General features: G+C 61.9%; 16 protein-coding genes and 1 pseudogene. 7 read left to right on the top strand and 10 right to left on the bottom strand.

What is annotated here, in order from left to right; translation table 11 throughout:
• Positions 1-12: 12 nt before the first annotated feature.
• Positions 13-768 (bottom strand): SDR family oxidoreductase, encoded by a 756-nt coding sequence (locus tag LB516_RS23860; RefSeq protein WP_140663788.1) that lies wholly within the window; start codon positions 766-768, stop codon positions 13-15.
• 77 nt (positions 769-845) lie between these two features.
• Between LB516_RS23860 and LB516_RS23855 the strand changes: the two genes are divergently transcribed.
• The 3 genes from LB516_RS23855 to LB516_RS23845 all read left to right on the top strand — a co-directional run bounded on the left by LB516_RS23855 (position 846) and on the right by LB516_RS23845 (position 3,968).
• Complete coding sequence (locus LB516_RS23855) at positions 846-1,793, top strand: 2-hydroxyacid dehydrogenase (protein ID WP_140722058.1); 948 nt, start codon at positions 846-848, stop codon at positions 1,791-1,793.
• Between the two features lie 73 nt (positions 1,794-1,866).
• Positions 1,867-2,901 carry an L-idonate 5-dehydrogenase gene (locus LB516_RS23850; protein ID WP_140663784.1) on the top strand — a complete coding sequence of 345 codons (1,035 nt, stop codon included), beginning with the start codon at positions 1,867-1,869 and terminating at the stop codon, positions 2,899-2,901.
• 74 nt (positions 2,902-2,975) lie between these two features.
• Positions 2,976-3,968: a LacI family DNA-binding transcriptional regulator gene (locus LB516_RS23845; protein WP_140663782.1), complete on the top strand. Its 993-nt coding sequence runs from the start codon at positions 2,976-2,978 to the stop codon at positions 3,966-3,968.
• Positions 3,969-4,049: 81 nt separating this feature from the next.
• On the opposite strand, the gene LB516_RS23840 is transcribed toward LB516_RS23845, so the two are convergent.
• From LB516_RS23840 to LB516_RS23830, 3 genes are read right to left on the bottom strand one after another with little or no spacing between them, the layout of a single operon-like run.
• Complete coding sequence (locus LB516_RS23840) at positions 4,050-5,147, bottom strand: substrate-binding domain-containing protein (protein ID WP_140663781.1); 1,098 nt, start codon at positions 5,145-5,147, stop codon at positions 4,050-4,052.
• A 13-nt stretch (positions 5,148-5,160) separates the two neighbouring features.
• On the bottom strand, positions 5,161-6,240 hold the full coding sequence (locus LB516_RS23835; protein WP_140722061.1) for an ABC transporter permease: 1,080 nt from the start codon (positions 6,238-6,240) through the stop codon (positions 5,161-5,163).
• 9 nt (positions 6,241-6,249) lie between these two features.
• Positions 6,250-7,743, bottom strand: a complete 1,494-nt coding sequence (locus tag LB516_RS23830; protein WP_140663777.1) for a sugar ABC transporter ATP-binding protein — start codon at positions 7,741-7,743, stop codon at positions 6,250-6,252.
• A gap of 133 nt (positions 7,744-7,876) precedes the next feature.
• Here LB516_RS23830 and LB516_RS23825 point away from each other — a divergent pair, with 133 nt between their 5' ends.
• The 4 genes from LB516_RS23825 to LB516_RS23810 all read left to right on the top strand — a co-directional run bounded on the left by LB516_RS23825 (position 7,877) and on the right by LB516_RS23810 (position 11,945).
• Entirely contained in the window at positions 7,877-8,800 is a 924-nt protein-coding gene (locus tag LB516_RS23825) for an SMP-30/gluconolactonase/LRE family protein (RefSeq protein ID WP_140722063.1), read from the top strand.
• Positions 8,801-9,401: 601 nt separating this feature from the next.
• Entirely contained in the window at positions 9,402-10,316 is a 915-nt protein-coding gene (locus LB516_RS23820) for a hypothetical protein (RefSeq protein WP_140663773.1), read from the top strand.
• Positions 10,317-10,365: 49 nt separating this feature from the next.
• On the top strand, positions 10,366-11,184 hold the full coding sequence (locus LB516_RS23815) for a hypothetical protein (RefSeq protein ID WP_140663771.1): 819 nt from the start codon (positions 10,366-10,368) through the stop codon (positions 11,182-11,184).
• Entirely contained in the window at positions 11,181-11,945 is a 765-nt protein-coding gene (locus tag LB516_RS23810; RefSeq protein ID WP_140663769.1) for an AAA family ATPase, read from the top strand. Before LB516_RS23815 ends, LB516_RS23810 begins: the two co-directional genes overlap by 4 nt.
• 57 nt (positions 11,946-12,002) lie before the next feature.
• Here LB516_RS23810 and LB516_RS23805 read toward each other — a convergent pair whose 3' ends face one another.
• The 6 genes and pseudogenes from LB516_RS23805 to LB516_RS23780 all read right to left on the bottom strand — a co-directional run bounded on the left by LB516_RS23805 (position 12,003) and on the right by LB516_RS23780 (position 17,801).
• Positions 12,003-12,926 (bottom strand): nucleotidyltransferase and HEPN domain-containing protein, encoded by a 924-nt coding sequence (locus LB516_RS23805; protein ID WP_140663767.1) that lies wholly within the window; start codon positions 12,924-12,926, stop codon positions 12,003-12,005.
• 206 nt (positions 12,927-13,132) lie between these two features.
• Positions 13,133-13,579: pseudogene (locus LB516_RS23800) on the bottom strand (AGE family epimerase/isomerase); the annotation flags it as partial.
• 65 nt (positions 13,580-13,644) lie between these two features.
• Positions 13,645-15,537, bottom strand: a complete 1,893-nt coding sequence (gene ligD / locus LB516_RS23795; protein WP_246671868.1) for a DNA ligase D — start codon at positions 15,535-15,537, stop codon at positions 13,645-13,647.
• A 431-nt stretch (positions 15,538-15,968) separates the two neighbouring features.
• Positions 15,969-16,349, bottom strand: coding sequence for a hypothetical protein (locus LB516_RS23790; protein ID WP_140663763.1), 381 nt, complete (start codon positions 16,347-16,349; stop codon positions 15,969-15,971).
• A 788-nt stretch (positions 16,350-17,137) separates the two neighbouring features.
• Positions 17,138-17,302 carry a hypothetical protein gene (locus tag LB516_RS23785; protein ID WP_224720459.1) on the bottom strand — a complete coding sequence of 55 codons (165 nt, stop codon included), beginning with the start codon at positions 17,300-17,302 and terminating at the stop codon, positions 17,138-17,140.
• Between the two features lie 253 nt (positions 17,303-17,555).
• On the bottom strand, positions 17,556-17,801 hold the full coding sequence (locus LB516_RS23780) for a hypothetical protein (protein ID WP_140663761.1): 246 nt from the start codon (positions 17,799-17,801) through the stop codon (positions 17,556-17,558).
• Positions 17,802-17,851: the final 50 nt, after the last annotated feature.

Below are 17,851 nucleotides of genomic sequence, written 5' to 3'. Positions count from 1 at the left end.
CGCGGCGGCCCGTCAGATCGAAGCTGTGATGCCGCCATCGACATAGAGAATGTGTCCGTTGACAAAGGATGATGCGTCGGAGGCCAGGAAGACGCAGGCGCCGACCAGCTCCTCGACCTTGCCCCAGCGGCCGGCCGGGGTGCGCTTTTCGAGCCATGCGCTGAAGGCCGGGTCGGCGACGAGTGCCGCGTTGAGCGGCGTGTCGAAATAGCCGGGCGCGATCGCATTGCATTGCAGGCCGTGCCTGGCCCAGTCGGTCGCCATGCCCTTGGTCAAATTGCCGACGGCGCCCTTGGTCGCCGTGTAGGGCGCGATGCTCGGCCGGGCGAGCGCGGTCTGCACGCTGGCGATGTTGATGATCTTGCCGCGACCGCGCTTGATCATGTGCCGGGCCACCGCCTGGCCGACATGGAAGACGCTGGCGACATTGGTCTGCAGCAGGCGTTCGAACGCATCGGCGGGAAAATCCTCCAGCGGCGTGCGGAACTGCATGCCGGCATTGTTGACGAGAACGTCGATCGGCTCGCTGGCTTGCTCGAAGGCGTCGATTGCGGCCCTGACGGCGTCGTGGTCGGTCGCGTCGAAGGCAAGCGTCGCAGCGCCTGGAATCTGCCCAGCCGCAACCGTGAGCTTCGCCTCGTCACGGCCGTTGAGCACCACTCTGGCGCCGGCCTCGGCCAGCCCTTTGGCCAAAGCAAATCCGATGCCCTGAGAGGAGCCGGTCACGAGCGCGGTGCGCCCGCCGAGATTGAACAGATTGGATGACATTTTCCGATTGCCTCTCGTCGCTGAGCGTCTTATGTTATCGATAACATCATCTGTCAAGTCAAGTGGAGAGAATAGCGATGCAGCGGCCTCACATCCTTCAGGTTGGACCCTATCCGGCATGGGACGAGGAGCCGCTCAACGAAGCCTTCACGGTGCACCGCTATTTCGCGGCCGACGACAAGCAGGCTTTCCTCGCCGGGATCGGGCCGCAAGTGCGCGGCATAGCCACGCGCGGCGAACTCGGCGCGAACCGCGCCATGATCGAGGCGTGCCCTTCGCTTGAGGTTGTTTCCGTCTACGGCGTCGGTTTCGATGCGGTCGATCTCGCGGCATGCCGGGAGCGAGGCGTGCGGGTCACCAACACGCCGGACGTGCTGACCAACGACGTCGCCGATCTCGGCATCGCCATGATGCTGTGCCAGTCGCGCGGCATGATCGGTGCCGAACGGTGGGTGCGCGACGGCAGCTGGGCGGCGAAGGGGCTCTACCCGCTCAAGCGCCGCGTCTGGGGCCGGCGGGCCGGCGTGCTTGGACTCGGCCGCATCGGCTACGAGGTAGCCAAGCGTCTCGCCGGCTTCGACATGGACATTGCCTACAGCGACGTCGCGCCGAAGGATTTCGCCCCGGATTGGGAATTCGTCGCCGATCCGGACGCACTGGCCAGGCGTTCGGATTTCCTGTTCGTGACGCTTGCCGCATCGGCCGCGACGCGCCACATCGTCAACAAGGATGTGCTCGCGGCGCTCGGCGAGGACGGCATGCTGATCAACATCTCGCGCGCCTCCAACATCGACGAGGACGCGTTGCTCGATGCGCTCGAGACGAAGGTGCTCGGCTCCGCCGCGCTCGACGTGTTCGAAGGCGAGCCGAAGCTCAATCCGCGCTTCCTGGCGCTCGACAATGTGCTGCTGCAGCCGCACCATGCGTCGGGCACCATCGAAACGCGCAAGGCGATGGGCAAACTGGTGCGCGACAATCTTGCCGCCCATTTCGCCGGCCAGCCATTGCTCACGCCGGTGCTCTAGGCTTGTCTCACGCAGATTCGGACGGAAAACCGCTGCACATTGTTCCTGGAATTGCCCGAGGAGTTCGCTGACCATGAAGTCGATCGTCATCCACGCCGCCAAGGACCTGCGCATCGAGGACCGTCCGGTCGAGGCGCCGGGCCCGGGCCAGGTGCTGGTGCGTCTCGCCGCCGGCGGCATCTGCGGCAGCGATCTGCACTACTACAATCATGGCGGCTTCGGAACGGTGCGCCTGAAGGAGCCGATGATTCTCGGCCACGAGGTGTCCGGCGTCATCGAAAAGCTGGGTTCTGGCGTCAGCGGGCTCAAGCCCGGCCAACTGGTCGCGGTGTCGCCGTCGCGGCCCTGCTACAGCTGCCGCTACTGCCGCGAAGGGATGCACAACCAGTGCCTCAACATGCGCTTCTACGGCAGCGCCATGCCGTTTCCGCACATCCAGGGTGCGTTCCGCGAAATGCTAGTGGCGGACGCGCTGCAATGCGTCCCGGCCGACGGATTGAGCGCCGGCGAGGCGGCGATGGCCGAACCGCTGGCGGTTTGTCTCCACGCCACACGCCGGGCCGGCGAAATACTCGGCAAGCGCGTGCTGGTGACCGGCTGCGGACCGATCGGCCTCTTGTCGATCCTCAGCGCGCGGCGGGCGGGCGCTGCCGAGATCGTCGCGGTCGACATCACCGATTTCACCCTGGCGATGGCAATGCGCGCCGGCGCCGACAAGACCATCAACACAAAAACCGATCCGGAAGGGCTGGCGCCCTATCTCGCCGACAAGGGGACGTTCGACATCCTCTATGAATGCTCGGGGGCGGCGGCGGCGCTGGCGCAAGGCATCGCGGCGCTGCGGCCGCGCGGCACGATCGTTCAGCTCGGCCTTGGTGGTGCGGAGATGGCATTGCCTATGTCGGTGGTCACCGCCAAGGAACTGTCCATCAACGGGTCGTTCCGCTTCCACCCCGAATTCGCCGTCGGGGTCGAGCTGATGCGCAAGGGACTGATCGACGTCAAGCCGCTGATCACCCACACCGTGGCCTGCGACGAGGCCTTGTCCGGCTTCGAACTTGCCAATGACCGCAGCCGGGCGATGAAGGTTCAGATCGCCTTTTCATAAGCATCGCGGCGCGTTGCATTCCGCAGTGATATCGATAACGTACGGCGATGCAGCCTCCGCCCAAACGCCCAACCATGGCCGACGTCGCGCATCGCGCCAACGTCTCGACGATGACGGTGTCGCGCGCCTTCAAGAGCGACGCGTCGGTGAGCACCGACACGCGCGACCGCATCCTGCAGGCGGCGGAAGAGCTCGGCTATGTCTTCGACAGTATCGCCGCCAACCTGTCGTCGCGCCGCTCCGGTTTCGTCGCGGTGACGATCCCTTCGATCAACAACGCCAACTTCGCCGACACGGTGCGCGGCATGACCGAGGGCCTGCGTGACAGCGGGCTGGAGATCCTGCTTGGCTTCACCGACTACAATGTCGAGGAGGAGGAGCGCCTGGTCGGCCAACTGCTGAGGCGGCGGCCGGAAGCAATCATCGTCGCCGGCGGCCGGCACACGCCGCGCTGCCGCAAGATGCTGGAGAATGCCGGCGTGCCGGTGGTGGAGACCTGGGACCTGCCGGACGATCCGATCGGTCACGTCGTCGGCTTCTCCAACGCCGCGGCCGGACGGCTGATGGTCGATCATTTCATTCAGCGTGGCTACTCGAGGCTCGGCTTCATCGGCGGCGACACGTCGCGCGACACGCGTGGCCTCGATCGCCGGCGCGGCTTCGTCGCGGCCCTGCAGGAACGCGGCCTCGATGGCTCGCGCATCATTGCCTCCGGCGTGCCGCCGATATCGATGCGCGAGGGCGCCACCGCCATGGTCGAGATGATCTCGCGCTGGCCGGACACGCAAGCCGTGATGTGCGTGTCGGATCTTTCGGCTTTCGGCGCGCTGATGGAATGCGTGAGGCGCGGCATCCGCGTTCCCGACGACGTCGCGATTGCCGGTTTCGGCGCCTATGACCTCGCCGAACAGTCGGTGCCTTCGATCACCACGATCGATGTCGAGGCGCATGAGATCGGCATCCGTGTCGCCGAACTCGTGCTCGACCTGCTCAACGGGCGCCGGGCGCCTGACGACCGGGTGGTCGTCGGCATGACGCCGAAGGTGATCGCGCGTCATACGGCCTGAGACTGGGCAAAACAGAACGGCCGGCGGTTTTCCCGCCGGCCGTTGACCGTCCTGCCCGTTGGCAGAGGTACTCGTCGGCGCCTATTTGCCCCAGATCTTCTTGTACTGGTCGCGGTAGCCGTTGCCCGGATCGAACCGGTTATCCGGCCCGCCGTCGAATTCGACATTGTCCGACGTCACAACATGCAGCGGCGAGATGTAGCCGGACCATTTATCGCCGGCCATGGCGCGGTTGAGCTCATCGACGAGCTGCCAACCTTGCAGGTTCAGGGGTTCGGCAACCGTCACCTTCTGGAACTGGCCGGAGCGGATGCGCTGGTAAGCCGATTCGGAACCGTCGCCTGCCGCCACGTTGATCGGCGCGTCGGTGCCGGACTTTCCGGCCGCCGCCAGTGACGGTCCCATGAAGTCGAAATAGAGGTCGTTGATCGCCAATGAGTGAGTCCACTGGTCGCCGTATTTCTGCAGCAGCGAGGTGGTGAGCTGCGGCATGCGTTGCGAGGTCTCGGCGATTGGCGTGTCGACATATTCGAGCACTGTGCCGCCGAGATCCTCGATTTCCTTCTTCATGCGGTCGGCCTTGGCGATGGCGATCTGGTAGGTCGAGTCGGTGAAGATGATGACGCCGGGCTTGCCCTTGGCGTCGACAAAAGCCCAGTCGGCGGCAGCCTTCGACACTTCCATCGGATCGGTCGAGACGTTGGCGATGATGCCGAGATCGTCGATCGGACCGACCGTCGGCGCCGCATGCCATGCCGCCATCGGAATCTTGGCCGCCCTGGCCTGCTCCAGCGCCGGCTTCTGCTCGACGGCATCGAACCCGTTGATAATAATGCCGTCGGGATTGAGCGCCAGCGCTTGGCCGAAGGCCGCGGTGCGGCCGCCGATGGAGCCGGCGCCGTCAAGTGTCTTGACGGTCCAGCCGAGGGCTGCCGCTGCTTCCTCGACGCCCTTGGTGACGCCAAGGATGCCGCCGTTCTTCATGTCGGCGCCAAGCACCACGATCGTCTTGCCGGCCGCGCCCTTCGGTCCGGTCGTCGGGCCATCCCATTTGTCGACCTTACTGGCATATTTGCCGACCACTGCCTTGGCGTCGGCCATCGGGTCGGCCCGGGCGGTCGAGGCGATACTGAGCGCCAGGCAGGCGACGCCGAGCTGAAGGACTGTTCTGCGATGCATGTTTCTTCTCCCATTAAGCATTGTCGGTTTTCTTTGTTGGTTGGTGCGCGGGTGATTGGCCGGTGGATGGCGGCGGCACGACAGCGCCGCGGCGGCGCTGCGCGTAGCCGGCGATGCCGATCGCCACGAGCAAGGTGACGCCGTTGAAGAGCGGCTCGACCCAGAACGAGCCACCGAACTGCTGGATGCCGGAAATGCCGGCGGCGAGGATGACGACGCCGATGATCGTGCCCCAGACATTGACGCGGCCGGGTTTGATGGTGGTCGATCCCAGGAAGGCGCCGACCAGCGCCGGCAACAGATATTCAAGGCCGACGCTGGCCTGCCCGATGCGGAGCTTGGAGGCGAGCAGCACGCCGCCAAGCGCCGTCAGCGCGCCCGAGGCGACGAACGCGCCCATGACGAATTTCTGCACCGGTATGCCGTTGAGCGCTGCAGCCTTGGGATTGGCACCGATAGCGTAGAGGTAGCGGCCGATCGGCATGTATTCGAGCACAAGCCACATCACCAGTGCCAGGACGATCACGTAGTAGCCAGTGATCGGCAGGCCGAACAGCATCGTCCCGTTGAGGGCGAGGAAGCCTTCGGGAAGCACGCCGACAACCTGCCGGCCGCCCGTGTACCACATGGCGAGTGCATAGAGCACGGTGCCGGTGCCGAGCGTGGCGATGAAGGAATCGATGCGTGCCACCTCGACCAGCAGGCCGTTGATGAAGCCGGTCACGACGCCGAGCAGCAGGACGATCAGCACCGCGATCGGCCAGGGGATGCCGAAGGCGGTCTGCAGGCTGATGGCCAGGATATGCCAGAGCACGATGCCGTAGCCGACCGTCAGGTCGATGCGGCCCGAGGCCATGGGGATCATCGCCGCCAGCGACAGCAAGGCGATGATCGCCTTGTCGGAGACGATGGAACGCAAATTCAGCAGCGTCGGGAAGGTGCGCGGCAGGAGCAGCGAGAACAGCAGGATGAGCAGCAGCGTCAGGATCGGCAGGCCGTAGACCGGCAGGTAGCGCGCCGCCTTCTGGCCAAGGCTGAGCCCTGAGAGTTCCGAGCGGGTCGGCTCCAGCGCCGTCGATTTGATCGAGTTCATGGATACTCCTCAGGCGGCTTCGGACACGGAGGCGGCATGGATAAGCGTAGCAGTCGTCAAGGCATCGCCGGCCAGTTCGCGCACGATGCGGTTGTGCGAGAAGACGAGCGCGCGATGGCAGATATGCGCTACTTCCTCGAAATCGGTGGAAACGACGACGACCGCCAGTCCGGCTTCGACAGCTGCCGCGATCAGCCGATAGATTTCGGCCTTGGCGCCGACATCGACACCCGCCGTCGGATCCTCGGCGATCAGCAGCTTGCGACCCGTCGCCAGCCAGCGGCCGACGACCACCTTCTGCTGGTTACCGCCGGAAAGCGCCTCGATCGGCAGGTGCGGGTCGTTCGGCCGCAGCCCGAGCCGGGTACCGAGCTCCTGCGTCAGTTCGCTTTCCCGCGCCGGCGTCATGAAGGAGAAAAGCCCGCGGCCGACGGCGGACGGATTGAGATACATGTTTTCGCGCACGGACAGCGACAGCGCTACCGACTCCTCGGTGCGGTCGCGCGCAATCAAGCCGACACCGGCGGCAAGGGCCGCACCGACCGAGGACAGGTCGAGGCGTTTGCCGTCGAGTAATACAGTGCCGTCGAAAGGCTCGGCGCCAAACAGCGCGCGGCCGACGGCCTCCTGTCCAGCACCACGCAGGCCAACCAGTCCCAGAAGTTCGCCAGACCGCGCCTCGAAGTGGACCGGTCCGACATTGCCGCAGCGCAAATCCTCGACCTTCAGCCGCTCGGGTCCGTCCTGCCAGCGCGACTTGGCGAACATCTGGTGCGCCGGGCGGCCGACGATGAGATCGACCAGTTCCTGCGGCGTCGTCTCGGCGACCGGCTTGACCGCCACCATGCGGCCGTCCCGCATGACGGCGACCCGATCGGCAATGCGGAACACTTCATCCAGGCGGTGCGAGACATAGATCATGCCGACGCCGCGCTCGCGCAACGGTCGCAGTGCCTGGAACAGGCGTTCGACCTCATCCGCGGGCAAGCTTGCCGTCGGCTCGTCGAGCACCAGCACGTCGGCTTCGGTAGCGAGCGCGCGGGCGATGGCAACCAGCGATTTCTCGGTGCGCGAAAGATCCTGGACGCGCGTCGCCGGATCGAAGGCGCAGCCGACCAGGGCCAGGGCGCTCTCGGCACGACGCTCGGTGTCGCGCCAGTCGATCAGGCCCGAGCGGCGCGAGAAACCCTGCGCCATGCCGACATTCTCGGCCACCGTCATCCATTCGATGAGGCCGAGATCCTGATGGATGAAGGCGACCTTTTGCGGCAGGTTGGGGCGAGGCGGGCGGTGATGATAGTCCTCGCCGCGAAAGCGGATCGCGCCCTGGTCGCGCTTGTAGATGCCGGCCAACGTCTTGATAAGAGTCGATTTGCCGGCGCCGTTCTCGCCCAGCAGCGCAACGATCTCACCCTCGTGGATGTCGAGCGAGACCGACTTCAACGCCAGCGTGCCCCCGAAGCGCTTGGAGATGTCGATGAATTCTATGAGCTTGGGCCGCATCCATGGCCCTCCCAAGCCAAACAAACGGATCTGAATTGGCACTGATGTTATCGCTAACATTTTTGCGGGTCAAGTCTTGAAAATGGCTCGCCCCGAAGGCTATCGATAGCTCCGGTTTCGCAGAGGATGAGGCATGTTCGGAGACATAGAGGGCACTGGCTTCGAGGTTCTCGACGAGCGGTTCGAGAGCTGTTTCGTCGGCCATGTGGCGGTCGAGCGGCTGTGGACGGGCGGGCGCTGGCTGGAAGGTCCGGCATGGTTCGCGGCCGGGCGGTATCTGGTTTTCTCGGACATCCCGAACGACCGCATCATGCGATACGACGATACCAACGGCGTGGTCTCAGTGTTTCGTGCGCCCTCCAGCAACGCCAACGGCAACACAGTCGACACGGAAGGGCGGCTGGTCACCTGCGAGCATCGCGCGCGACGCGTCACCCGCACCGAGCATGACGGATCGATCACGGTGATCGCCGACCGTTTCGAAGGCAAGCGGCTGAACTCGCCAAACGACGTGGTGGTGCGCTCGGACGGCACTGTGTGGTTTTCCGATCCGCCCTATGGCATCGCGACCGACTATGAGGGCGACCGCTCCGAGCAGGAGATCGAGGGCTGCCACGTCTACCGCGCCGACCCCCTAACGGGCGAGGTGGCGCGGGTCGTCTCGACGATGGCCAAGCCAAACGGTCTCGCCTTCTCGCCGGACGAGGCCATCCTCTATGTCGGCGACACCGGCATCACGCACCAGAAGGACGGGCCGCGGCACATCCGCAAGTTCGCCGTCGAAGATGCGACGCTCGGGGAACTCGGCGTTTTCGCAACTTGCACGGCCGGCCTGTTCGACGGGTTCCGCGTGGACACAGCGGGCCGCATCTGGGCGGGCGCTGGCGACGGCATCCACTGCCTCGATCCCGACGGCACGCTGATCGGCAAGATCCGCATCCCAGAGACGGTGGCGAACCTGACCTTCGGCGGCGCCAAGCGCAACCGCCTGTTCATCACCGCGCGCCAGTCACTCTACGCAGTCTTTGTGGTCGCCAATGCGGCAGCACGAGCATGAGGACGAAGAGGATCCTGGCTCAAGGTTCAAATGCGCTTCCCTTCTGACGTTGGCCGATAGTCCCAGTCGCTCAATGGCGGAGGCTATGTTCCTCATTTGTGCTCGAGAATCGCACAAATATGTGACATGGTGTGATGTCCGGAATTATTTGGCATTTCGTGGGGTTTACCAGTCCGGAATTATGGCTTGCGTGTGTGTGGCCTATGTGATTGAAAACAAGAGCATTTTCAGGCCGAGGTAGGAGTTTCTGATCCTAAGATCAGGTTTACCAATGGCCTCAATGACATTTAATTCTGGACTGGCATCAAGTGGTTGGATTTGCATCGAACCTGGCCGCCGTTGTTGGTAAACCCGCTTACGGTTGGCAGCGGATTGGTCAACCCAAGACCCCAGGATTGGTAAACCAACGCCGCACCCCTATCGGCCAGGCCCAGCTCTCCCCACCGGTCACTCTTCCATACCCTCGCGAAACGAACTGCGGCCAATGGCTGACATACGGCCTCCTGAGGCTGCGTGGAGATCCAAGGTTTGGCTGTCACGACAGAGATAACTCCAGTTGCTACCCGGTGGTTTCCGTTCCGCCGCTAGGGACTAGCGCACGATGTCGAAGAAAGAGTTCGTCCCACTCAACCTGCTCGCCAAGTCGGCAGGAATCTCGCGGCAGGCAGTTTGGAAGGCCTGTCAGCGTGGCGACTGGCGAGGGCACGCCCTGGAGGTGCGCGTTGTTCAGGGTAAGGGTGGCAACGCGGGCAAGCATTATCTCGTCAATTTGGCTTCACTCCCACCCGAGTTGCAACTCCGGTTGAAGCCCATTGAAACGACGGTTCGAAAAGGTCCGAAGCCGATTGCATGCCGAGGCCGGCATGGCCGAGCCGATAAAGGCAAGAAACGCGTAGTCATCAGTCGGCAGTGGGATGCTTTGGTACCCTTCGACCCTAGCACAAAGGCCAAAATTGCAGAGGACCTAAAACAGGAAATCCGAGGGCTTTTGGCAGCCGGCGCAGCTTGGGGACACGTCAAGCTATTAGCCCGTAACTTCCTGGTAGAGACCACCCGGTCATGGGGGTTCCGCACCAGCGATTTTGCGAGTTTCGAGCAAGCTTGTTCGATCCCGTGGACGCTCGTTTCGCAAGAGCTGCATTACCGGAAGTCCACCAGTTCCGAACGAACCGCAAAGCCTACGAGGACAGCCGCCCGCGGCCGGCGCTCCATCGAAGGCATGCGCCCGATGGAATTGGTCGTCGGAGACGTGCACCCGATCGACATCCACCTGACGCGGGCTGAGGGCTCGATTTGTACAGCGAAGTTGATTGCGTTTCTCGATTGGGCGACCGGGCGCGTCTGGTGTGATCTGATCGCATTTAACAAGCGCGGCGGCGTCAACAATCGTGATGTGATCGAAGTCTTCGCGGCCATGGTGGAGCATCCTGCCTTCGGCCTGCCTGAAGCCCTCTACATCGATAACGGCAAGGAATATGGGTTCGCGACGTATACCTGGACGCCGCCGCGACACTGACCGTGCCCGGATTTCATGGGCCGGCTCGCACGGTGAGGGTTGTCAATGCTTGCCTTACAACGCCGCGGCGAAGCCAATCGAACGCTGGTTCGGGGACTTCGAGTCTCGCTATCTGAGCTCAGTACCGGGCTGGATTGCCGGCAACCGTATGAACAAGCGCCAGGAGGCGATCGGCCGGACGGTTGCGCCCTATGGCACCTTCGAAGACTTCGTTCCGGCGTTCTTCGGTCTCCTAAAGGCCTATCACAGCGTGCCCACGGGAAAGCAGAGCGGCCTCAAGGGACTTTCGCCCAACGCCATTTTTCAACAGCACGTTGCTGCAGGCTGGTCAGCGATCACTATGAGCCGCGATGAGGTCCGCGCATCCGTAGCGCGCCATGTCGAGCGCACTGTGATTCAAGGCGCGTTTCAGATCCGTGGGCGTCGGTGGTCCTGCGAAGAGCTGTGGCGGTATACGCATGATAAGGTTCTGGTCTGCGAGCCGGTCTATCATGCGCCGGCCGAGCTGCTTGTGCTGGACATGAAGGGCAACAGGCTCGGGATCGCCACCCCCGATGTTGCACTTCATCCGCTTGATCATCGGGGCGCCCAATGCACGGCAGCACGGGCGAGGGCGCATCGCAGCGCGATCGTGGAGATGGCTCGCTCGGTCCCGAAAATCGACGTTGCAGCTCGGCTGATAGCGCTTGGTCAGGATCAACCTGAAGTAACCCCCAACGAGCCGGCGGGCAAATTATCATTCGACCCGTCTCGGCGGCTGGCGCGGATCGTGATGCCGAAGAAGCCCTTGCTCTCCGAAGAGCGCCGACGCGAACAGGACGAGCGCATAGCCGCTCAGATGGATTTGGTGAAGAGGATCGTCGGATGACGATATTCGTTGAAACCCGGGCTGTGCTCACCGTGCGGGCCGCATTCGATACGGCAGTCAAGATGCGATATCCGGTGCTTGCGGTCGGCAAAGCGGGACTCGGAAAGACTGTAGCGCTCAACTCGATGGCCGCCGAAAGCGGAGCTGCCTATTGTGAGGTTGCGCAGCATACCAAGGCTATCAGGCCGATGTTCCTGATGCTGCACGACGCCTACGGCGTCCAAAAGGACAGCAAGCACACATACGATCTTGCGAAGGATTGCATGAACTTTTTGGGCTCCCGATACGGCCCGACGCGTCCGTTGCTCGTGGACGAATATCAGAACTTCACACCCACTGTTTTGCGGGAGCTGCTGCATCTTCAGGAGCGCTGCGGCTTCCCTTTACTGCTCGCCGGCAACACTCATCGATTAGCGGGCACGAGGCGCGATATCCACGCAATGGATCAGATAGAAAGCCGTATCGGCATGCGTTTCGAGATCGGGCAGCCGACGCGGGAGGACTGCATAAGGATCGGCGTCGAATACAACGTTGAGGGGGCCGACGGCTACGAGGCAATCGCCACCTACGGTGAAAACACCTCCCTTCGCGCGCTTTGCCACCTACTCCAGAACTGCGCTGCCGTTACCAACGGCGTTGGCAGCATTCGTCTTTCCCGGATCGAGACCACGCTCCGTGTCACGTCGTGCGGCAGCGACGCGCTCAAGCTTCTACACGAGCGCCGAAAAGACTTCGCACACGACGTCAGCGGCCCCACTTAATTCCGGACGACGACAGATAATTCCGGACATCACACTGGAATTGAGACTGCCGTGCCCTCAACCAGCTCGCTGAATTGCACTGCTCGCCTCTTTTTTCAAATTTTCAAGTCGGGATCGGCATATAGATTCAATCCGATCGATAAGATCCGAGACGCGCTCTGCGAGCCATTGGAGTGCCTCATTCGTGATCTCGAAATGTCGCGAGTACCGCGCTTTCACATAAGCCTCATTCAGAACGTTGAACCACGCGACGAAGCGCTGTTGGTCACGAGGCCATGCTTCGGCAAGTTCCTGGACCTGATCCTCGGCGAGGCTCCGAAGAAATTTCAAGTTGTGAGAGGCAGGGCTGTAGTTCGTCAGCACTAGCAACAATGCCGCGTACGCTTGCTCGATCGATTGATGAAGGAGAAACGCGCTCTCCTTAAGCCTTCCTCTGGCGGCGAAGAATTCCGCCCCCTCGGCGAACGTCCTAGCTTGCGGGAGTCGTTCCGTGTAGTAGTCCTCTGCCAGTCGGAAGGCCTCCGCGGGTCCCGAAGCGACGGGGTTCGTGAGGGGCTCTTCGTCGAGCTCATACAGGACGATCCCGTCACGACGAATATCTACGAAAAAATATCGCCCCTCTCTTAGTGCCGTGTTCACCTCCCGGCGCGAGTGGACGATGAAGCTGACGGGCGTATTGATCTCACGCATCAAACGGTCGGCTGCAGGCTGCCAATAGGTGGCGAAGTCCGTCAGCTTTCGATTGTTGACCACCACCAGCAGATCGAAATCGGAACGGTAGCCCTTCTTGGTATGCGGCTCGTCGACCCAACCGCCGCGGGCATAGGATCCAAAGAGTATGATCTTCAAAATGCGCCCGCGCTTCTTGAAATCGGCGGTTCCTCCTCTCACAGCGTCATCGAACTCCCCAAGCAGTAGCTCGACTGCCTTTTTGAGCTCACGCTGCTTCGGGGGAGGAAGGTGGTCGATGCTGGATTTCATGAACAATGATCTACCACCCATATGGCATGAATAGTCAAGGCCAAGCCTTCGTTGTCTAAATAGCCTCTTACGGCCGCGTCAAGCAACGTAAAAGTTGTTACAAAAATATAAACATACTATTCTAGAGGAAACGCGACATCACGAGAGAGTACAGGTCTGCAAGTTCCTGATTCGGGCAACAGCCGGCTCGGTGAGTTGCGGGACCGCTAAGAAATCCTGGTTGAGAGAGCGTCGTACCGTTTGCTGATTACGTTTGTTAGGCTCCCTTGCGCCGGATAGATCGGTATCAGGCAAGCCTGCAGTGCGTGGTACAAGTCGGTCTCGCGGACAAACAGCGGATGCGCCGGCTGCAATCCCTCATCCAGCTCCTCGAACCATCCGCCATTTTCGCGGTCTATACAGGCCTCGGCGATGGTGTTCCAGATGCGCCGGTATCATTCTTCATGGAAGGCGCTCGGGCGGTGCTCGACCAGGAAGGAGGCCGCGCCCGCGGCCTCGGCGATCGGCCACCAGTGCTTGAAACGGAATGCCGGCTTGTCGGCCCAGTCTAGCGTGGAGAAGAAGCCGCCCCTGGCTTTATCCCATCGCAATTCCACTGAGCGCCGGAACAGCGTCTCCGCAGCCTCCGACATCCAGTCCTGTTCTTGCCGGCCAGCACCCCCACTGCAGCAGCACCAACAGGCGAACGTTGACGTTATAGGTGGCGATCTTCAGGGCTTCATAGATCCGGCAGGAACTGATCGGCTCGGCCCCATCCCGCGAGGGCCTTCGATGCGGCGCGCTTCTTCAACTCGGGTACATCGCCGACATGGAAACGGGAGGGCGCATCGATTGTCTTCATCTCCGCCCAGGTGACTGGTGCCGCGACCGGGGCGCCTGGCCGCGACCGGGCGCTATAAGGCATGATCGCCGTTGCGCCGCGCTGGTTGCGCAGATAGTCGACGAAGATCCGTCCCTTCCGTTTGGCCTTCGACAACACGGCCGTGAAGTGGGCAGGGTCGCTCTGCGCGACCGCCTGTGCAAGCACTAAGGCGAAGGCTTTTACCTCAGGCCATTCAGCTCGCGGCGTGAGCGGCGCGATTACATGCACGCCCTTGCCGCCCGTCAGCATCGGGAAGGTGGTCAACCCAAGAGATTTCAGTATATCCCGGAACTGGAATGCGGCAGCGCGAACCGCCTCGAAATCCAATCCCTCGTCAGGGTCCAGGTCAAAGACAAGGCGGTCGGCCTTCTCGACGTCTTCGATGCGCGCTCCCCATCCATGGAACTCTATCGTTCCCATCTGGACACAGGTCACAAGCCCCTCGGCGTCGTCGACATAAAGATAGGGCTCCTCGTGACCATCCTTTTCGGTGATCCCGACGTGATGGACCTTGTCGCCGAAGCTCCCCGCGTCGTGCTTTTGAAAAAAACATTTCTTTGCACGGCCCTGCGGGCAGCGGACAAGGCTAATCGGCCTGCTGCCGGCCCAGGGAAGCATGATCGCGGCGACGTCGCGGTAATGATCGGCAAGCTGACCCTTGGTGATGTTGGATTCAGGGTAGATCACGCGGTCGCGATTGCTAATCGCGATTGCCGGCGGCGGCAGTGTCGCTGTGCGGTGTTCCGTCTCGAGCACGACCGCTTCCGGTTTCTTGTCCTCGCGCAGGCCGAGATAGCTTGGATGACGCAGTGTTCCTTCGTTGGTCATCTCGGTGAAGGCGATCTCGGCGACAAGCATGGGACGCAGCCAGTGCGCGCCGCGAACCTCCGCGCGCGGCGCTTCGACCGTGGCGGCCTTCTGCTCGAGTGGCGCCATGGTCTTCATCAGCCGGACCATCTCGGAAGTATCGAAACCGGTCCCGACCTTGCCGGCATAGCGCAGCTTTCCGCCATCATGGACCCCAAGGATCAGCGATCGAAACGCGCGATCCTTGTCTGACGGGGTCCAGCCGACGAGCACGAATTCCTGACGTTTGATGCACTTGATCTTCAGCCAGCTTCCATCGCGGGCGCCAACATAGTCCGAATCCGCCAGCTTCGAGATAACCCCCTCGAGGCCGGCGCCGCAGAAGCGGTTCAGCAATTCTTCCCCCCGGCCCTGGATATGATCGGAGTAGCGAAGGATGGGGCTCTTCGTCGGGAGGATTGTCTCCAGTTTCTCCTTACGCTCCAGCAGCGGCAGCCTCGTCAGGTCTTCCCCGTCGAGTTGGAGCAGGTCGAAGGCATAAAAATCGATGCTCGCGGGAGCAGCCTTCAACGCGTTCTGCAGCGCCTGAAAACTGGATCGTCCCTCGGTGTCGATGACGACGGCCTCTCCGTCGATGAGGGCGGAGCGAACGTTAAGTGTGCGTGCCTCGGAGAGGATCGAGGGAAAGCGGTCCGACCAGTCCAGACCGGAGCGCGTATAGGCGCGCGCCTCGCCGCCGCCCACAGCGACAAGAATACGGTAGCCATCATATTTCATTTCGTGGATCCAGCGGTCGCCGGGAGGAACCGTGTCCACCAGTTTTGCGAGCTGGACCGGCCGGAATGCGGGCGGCGCGAGTTTGGCTGCGCCGTCGGACGCCGGCTCCGCAAGGGGAGATGAAGATCCTTTGACTGAGGGCCGACGCAAAGCTGACTTGCTCACTTGAGTTGACCCTGTTCAGACCGAACTGTGCAATGCATCATTTCCAACACCCAGCTATATCTTCGTTTCTCCGCGCCGTCGTTGAGCATGTCGCGATCGTTGCCGACCGCGTAATCAGGTCTTCGGCCTGCTCTCCTGATACTTGCGCGCGAAATAATCGCCCTCGCAGCCTTCACCGCCGGAGACCTGCCGACGGTCTGCGGCGCCGCGCTTCGAATTTGTTGTCTGCTATTATCGTCTCCCCTGTTCCACAGGCGCGCCGTCACGACGTTCCACTTGTAACGCTCTGGGATGGCTTGCGATCCTGAGCCGGGCAAGAATTCGGCGTTTCACCTTCTCGCGTCGTGACGTTGATGTTGTTGATGTGAAGGTCTGGGATATAGGTGTCGGGGCTACGCAGCCTCGTGGGCGGCAACTCGGTGAATCCCTGATTATTTGAAGTGTCCGGAACTGCGCAGCTTCGCCAGCAGGGTCATTGCGGTTCCGCGGTACTCAGCGCGCACATGCTCGCTCAACGGATACGATTCCCAAGCAGCCAGTTCGGCGACGAAATGAGAAGCGTCACCATTTACTGACGCGCATCTGAGGCGGCCACCCTTCTCGAGCACGACTATCGCCGCATCCGCTTCACCGTACCCTATTGCGGCCATCCGCTGAATGTTGGCGTCCCCATCGATGCGGACGTCGAACAAGACAGATCCCGCCGTTTTATCCGCAGCATCGGCCACCCTGTCGGAAAACGGTCGCTGTAAGCCATCGCTATCGGCGATCGATTGCTCAAACAGGACCATTTCAACGTGTCCAGCCACCATGCTGGCGACTAGTGCGCGGTCCGCTAAAATTGGCAATGGCCACGGCTGAACATCCGCATACCGCAGTCATCTTAGAATCACAGTATGGCCACGAGACGCGCGACAGCGTGCATCCTCCCCTATCGAATAGACGACGTGAACCTGGGATCAGGCTGAGGGGGATGCGTCCGGTCTGAGATCGTGGCGAGCACGAACAACGCGACAGCGAAAGCGAGAGGCGTCAGCAGAAGAGCGGCGCAAATCGGGTTGATCTTCCACATGCGATGACAATCTGCGCTGCGATTTAAACAAACCCGAACAAACATCGTTAACGCGGCCGAATCGAGCCGCGCAAGGATCAACTATGATTTCATGCTGTTACGGCGACCCCCGGCGCGGCGCTAGCGCGCCGCAGTGATTCGCAGCTCATCGATCCAGCCATTCAACAGGGCTGTGGTGTTGCGAACCGCTGCCTATCCCAGACGCTAGGTTTTTTTGCCCTCCTTCGTCATCGCCTTGCTCGTCACCATCCGGCGGCCTTCGCCTCGGCCTCGCTACAGAACCAGCGCTATTGCCTAGCCAGAGCGCCAGCCCGTGACAGGTGCGCGCAGCCGTACCCAGCGGCCAGCGCTGCTCATACTTCTGCATTGCTTCATTAGGCCAAGCCTTCCAGCCCGTGTAGGCAGGACGCCACTCGACTGCCGCGGTAGGATCGATTTCAATCCAGTCCAGTCTCATCGCGACATAGACGCGCTTACGTATCGCGACCAGCAGGAGCTTGGCCTTGCGTGGTGTCGCGATGAAGTGCCCTAGAAGCTCTTCACGTGGCCGCGCCGCAAGTTCTTAACGGGCACGTCGCGCCATGTCAGCGGATGGTCCGGGACCACCCGCAACGCCAGAAATTCCTCGATCAGGCGGCTGTTCTTGAATCTCGTGCTGTCATCATGAGCGAGCCACTTCACCGATGCCTTCAATCTCCTTTCGGCTGCTCCGAACGTCCCTGGCAAGGCAAGCACCCGGCGTTGTGACAACCGGCGCTTTTCGTATCTTGCGACCCTCGACAGCAGCCCGATAGGCTTCCTTGAAACCTCTCTCGTTCGGGGCAGGCAGCGGCACCAGGCGCCCATTGGCGCGGTAGCGCCAGCGCGTCTTCCCATGACGATCCTTATAGGAGGACACACCTGGGTATTCGTCTTTAAGACGCTGTTCCATGGCAGAACCAGGCTATTACCCTCGATGATTCCCTTTCAAGAGAAAGTCGACGATATTGTCGTCATCGTCGCCGGGCAGATCCGCGAACGCAGCCTCCAGTTTAAGGCGATCCCAGATCACACGAGTGTCGATTTTCTTTGGCTTTGGCATCCGCCCGTCCAAGACCATCTGGTCGAACTTTGTTACGCCTACGCCGACGTAGCGGGCAGCTTCATCCCGCGACAGGCCACGTGGGGGGTAGGAGAGGGTGTCGCTCTTCATCACCTTGATCCGCTAATCAGCTGTCCGAACGCGTGGCACTTTCTGTGAAC

The sequence above is a fragment of the Mesorhizobium sp. CO1-1-7 genome, assembly GCF_020164885.1.
Lineage (GTDB): Bacteria > Pseudomonadota > Alphaproteobacteria > Rhizobiales > Rhizobiaceae > Mesorhizobium > Mesorhizobium australicum.
Note: the sequence above shows the minus strand (reverse complement) of the source record. Positions and strands in the feature narration are given on the sequence as shown.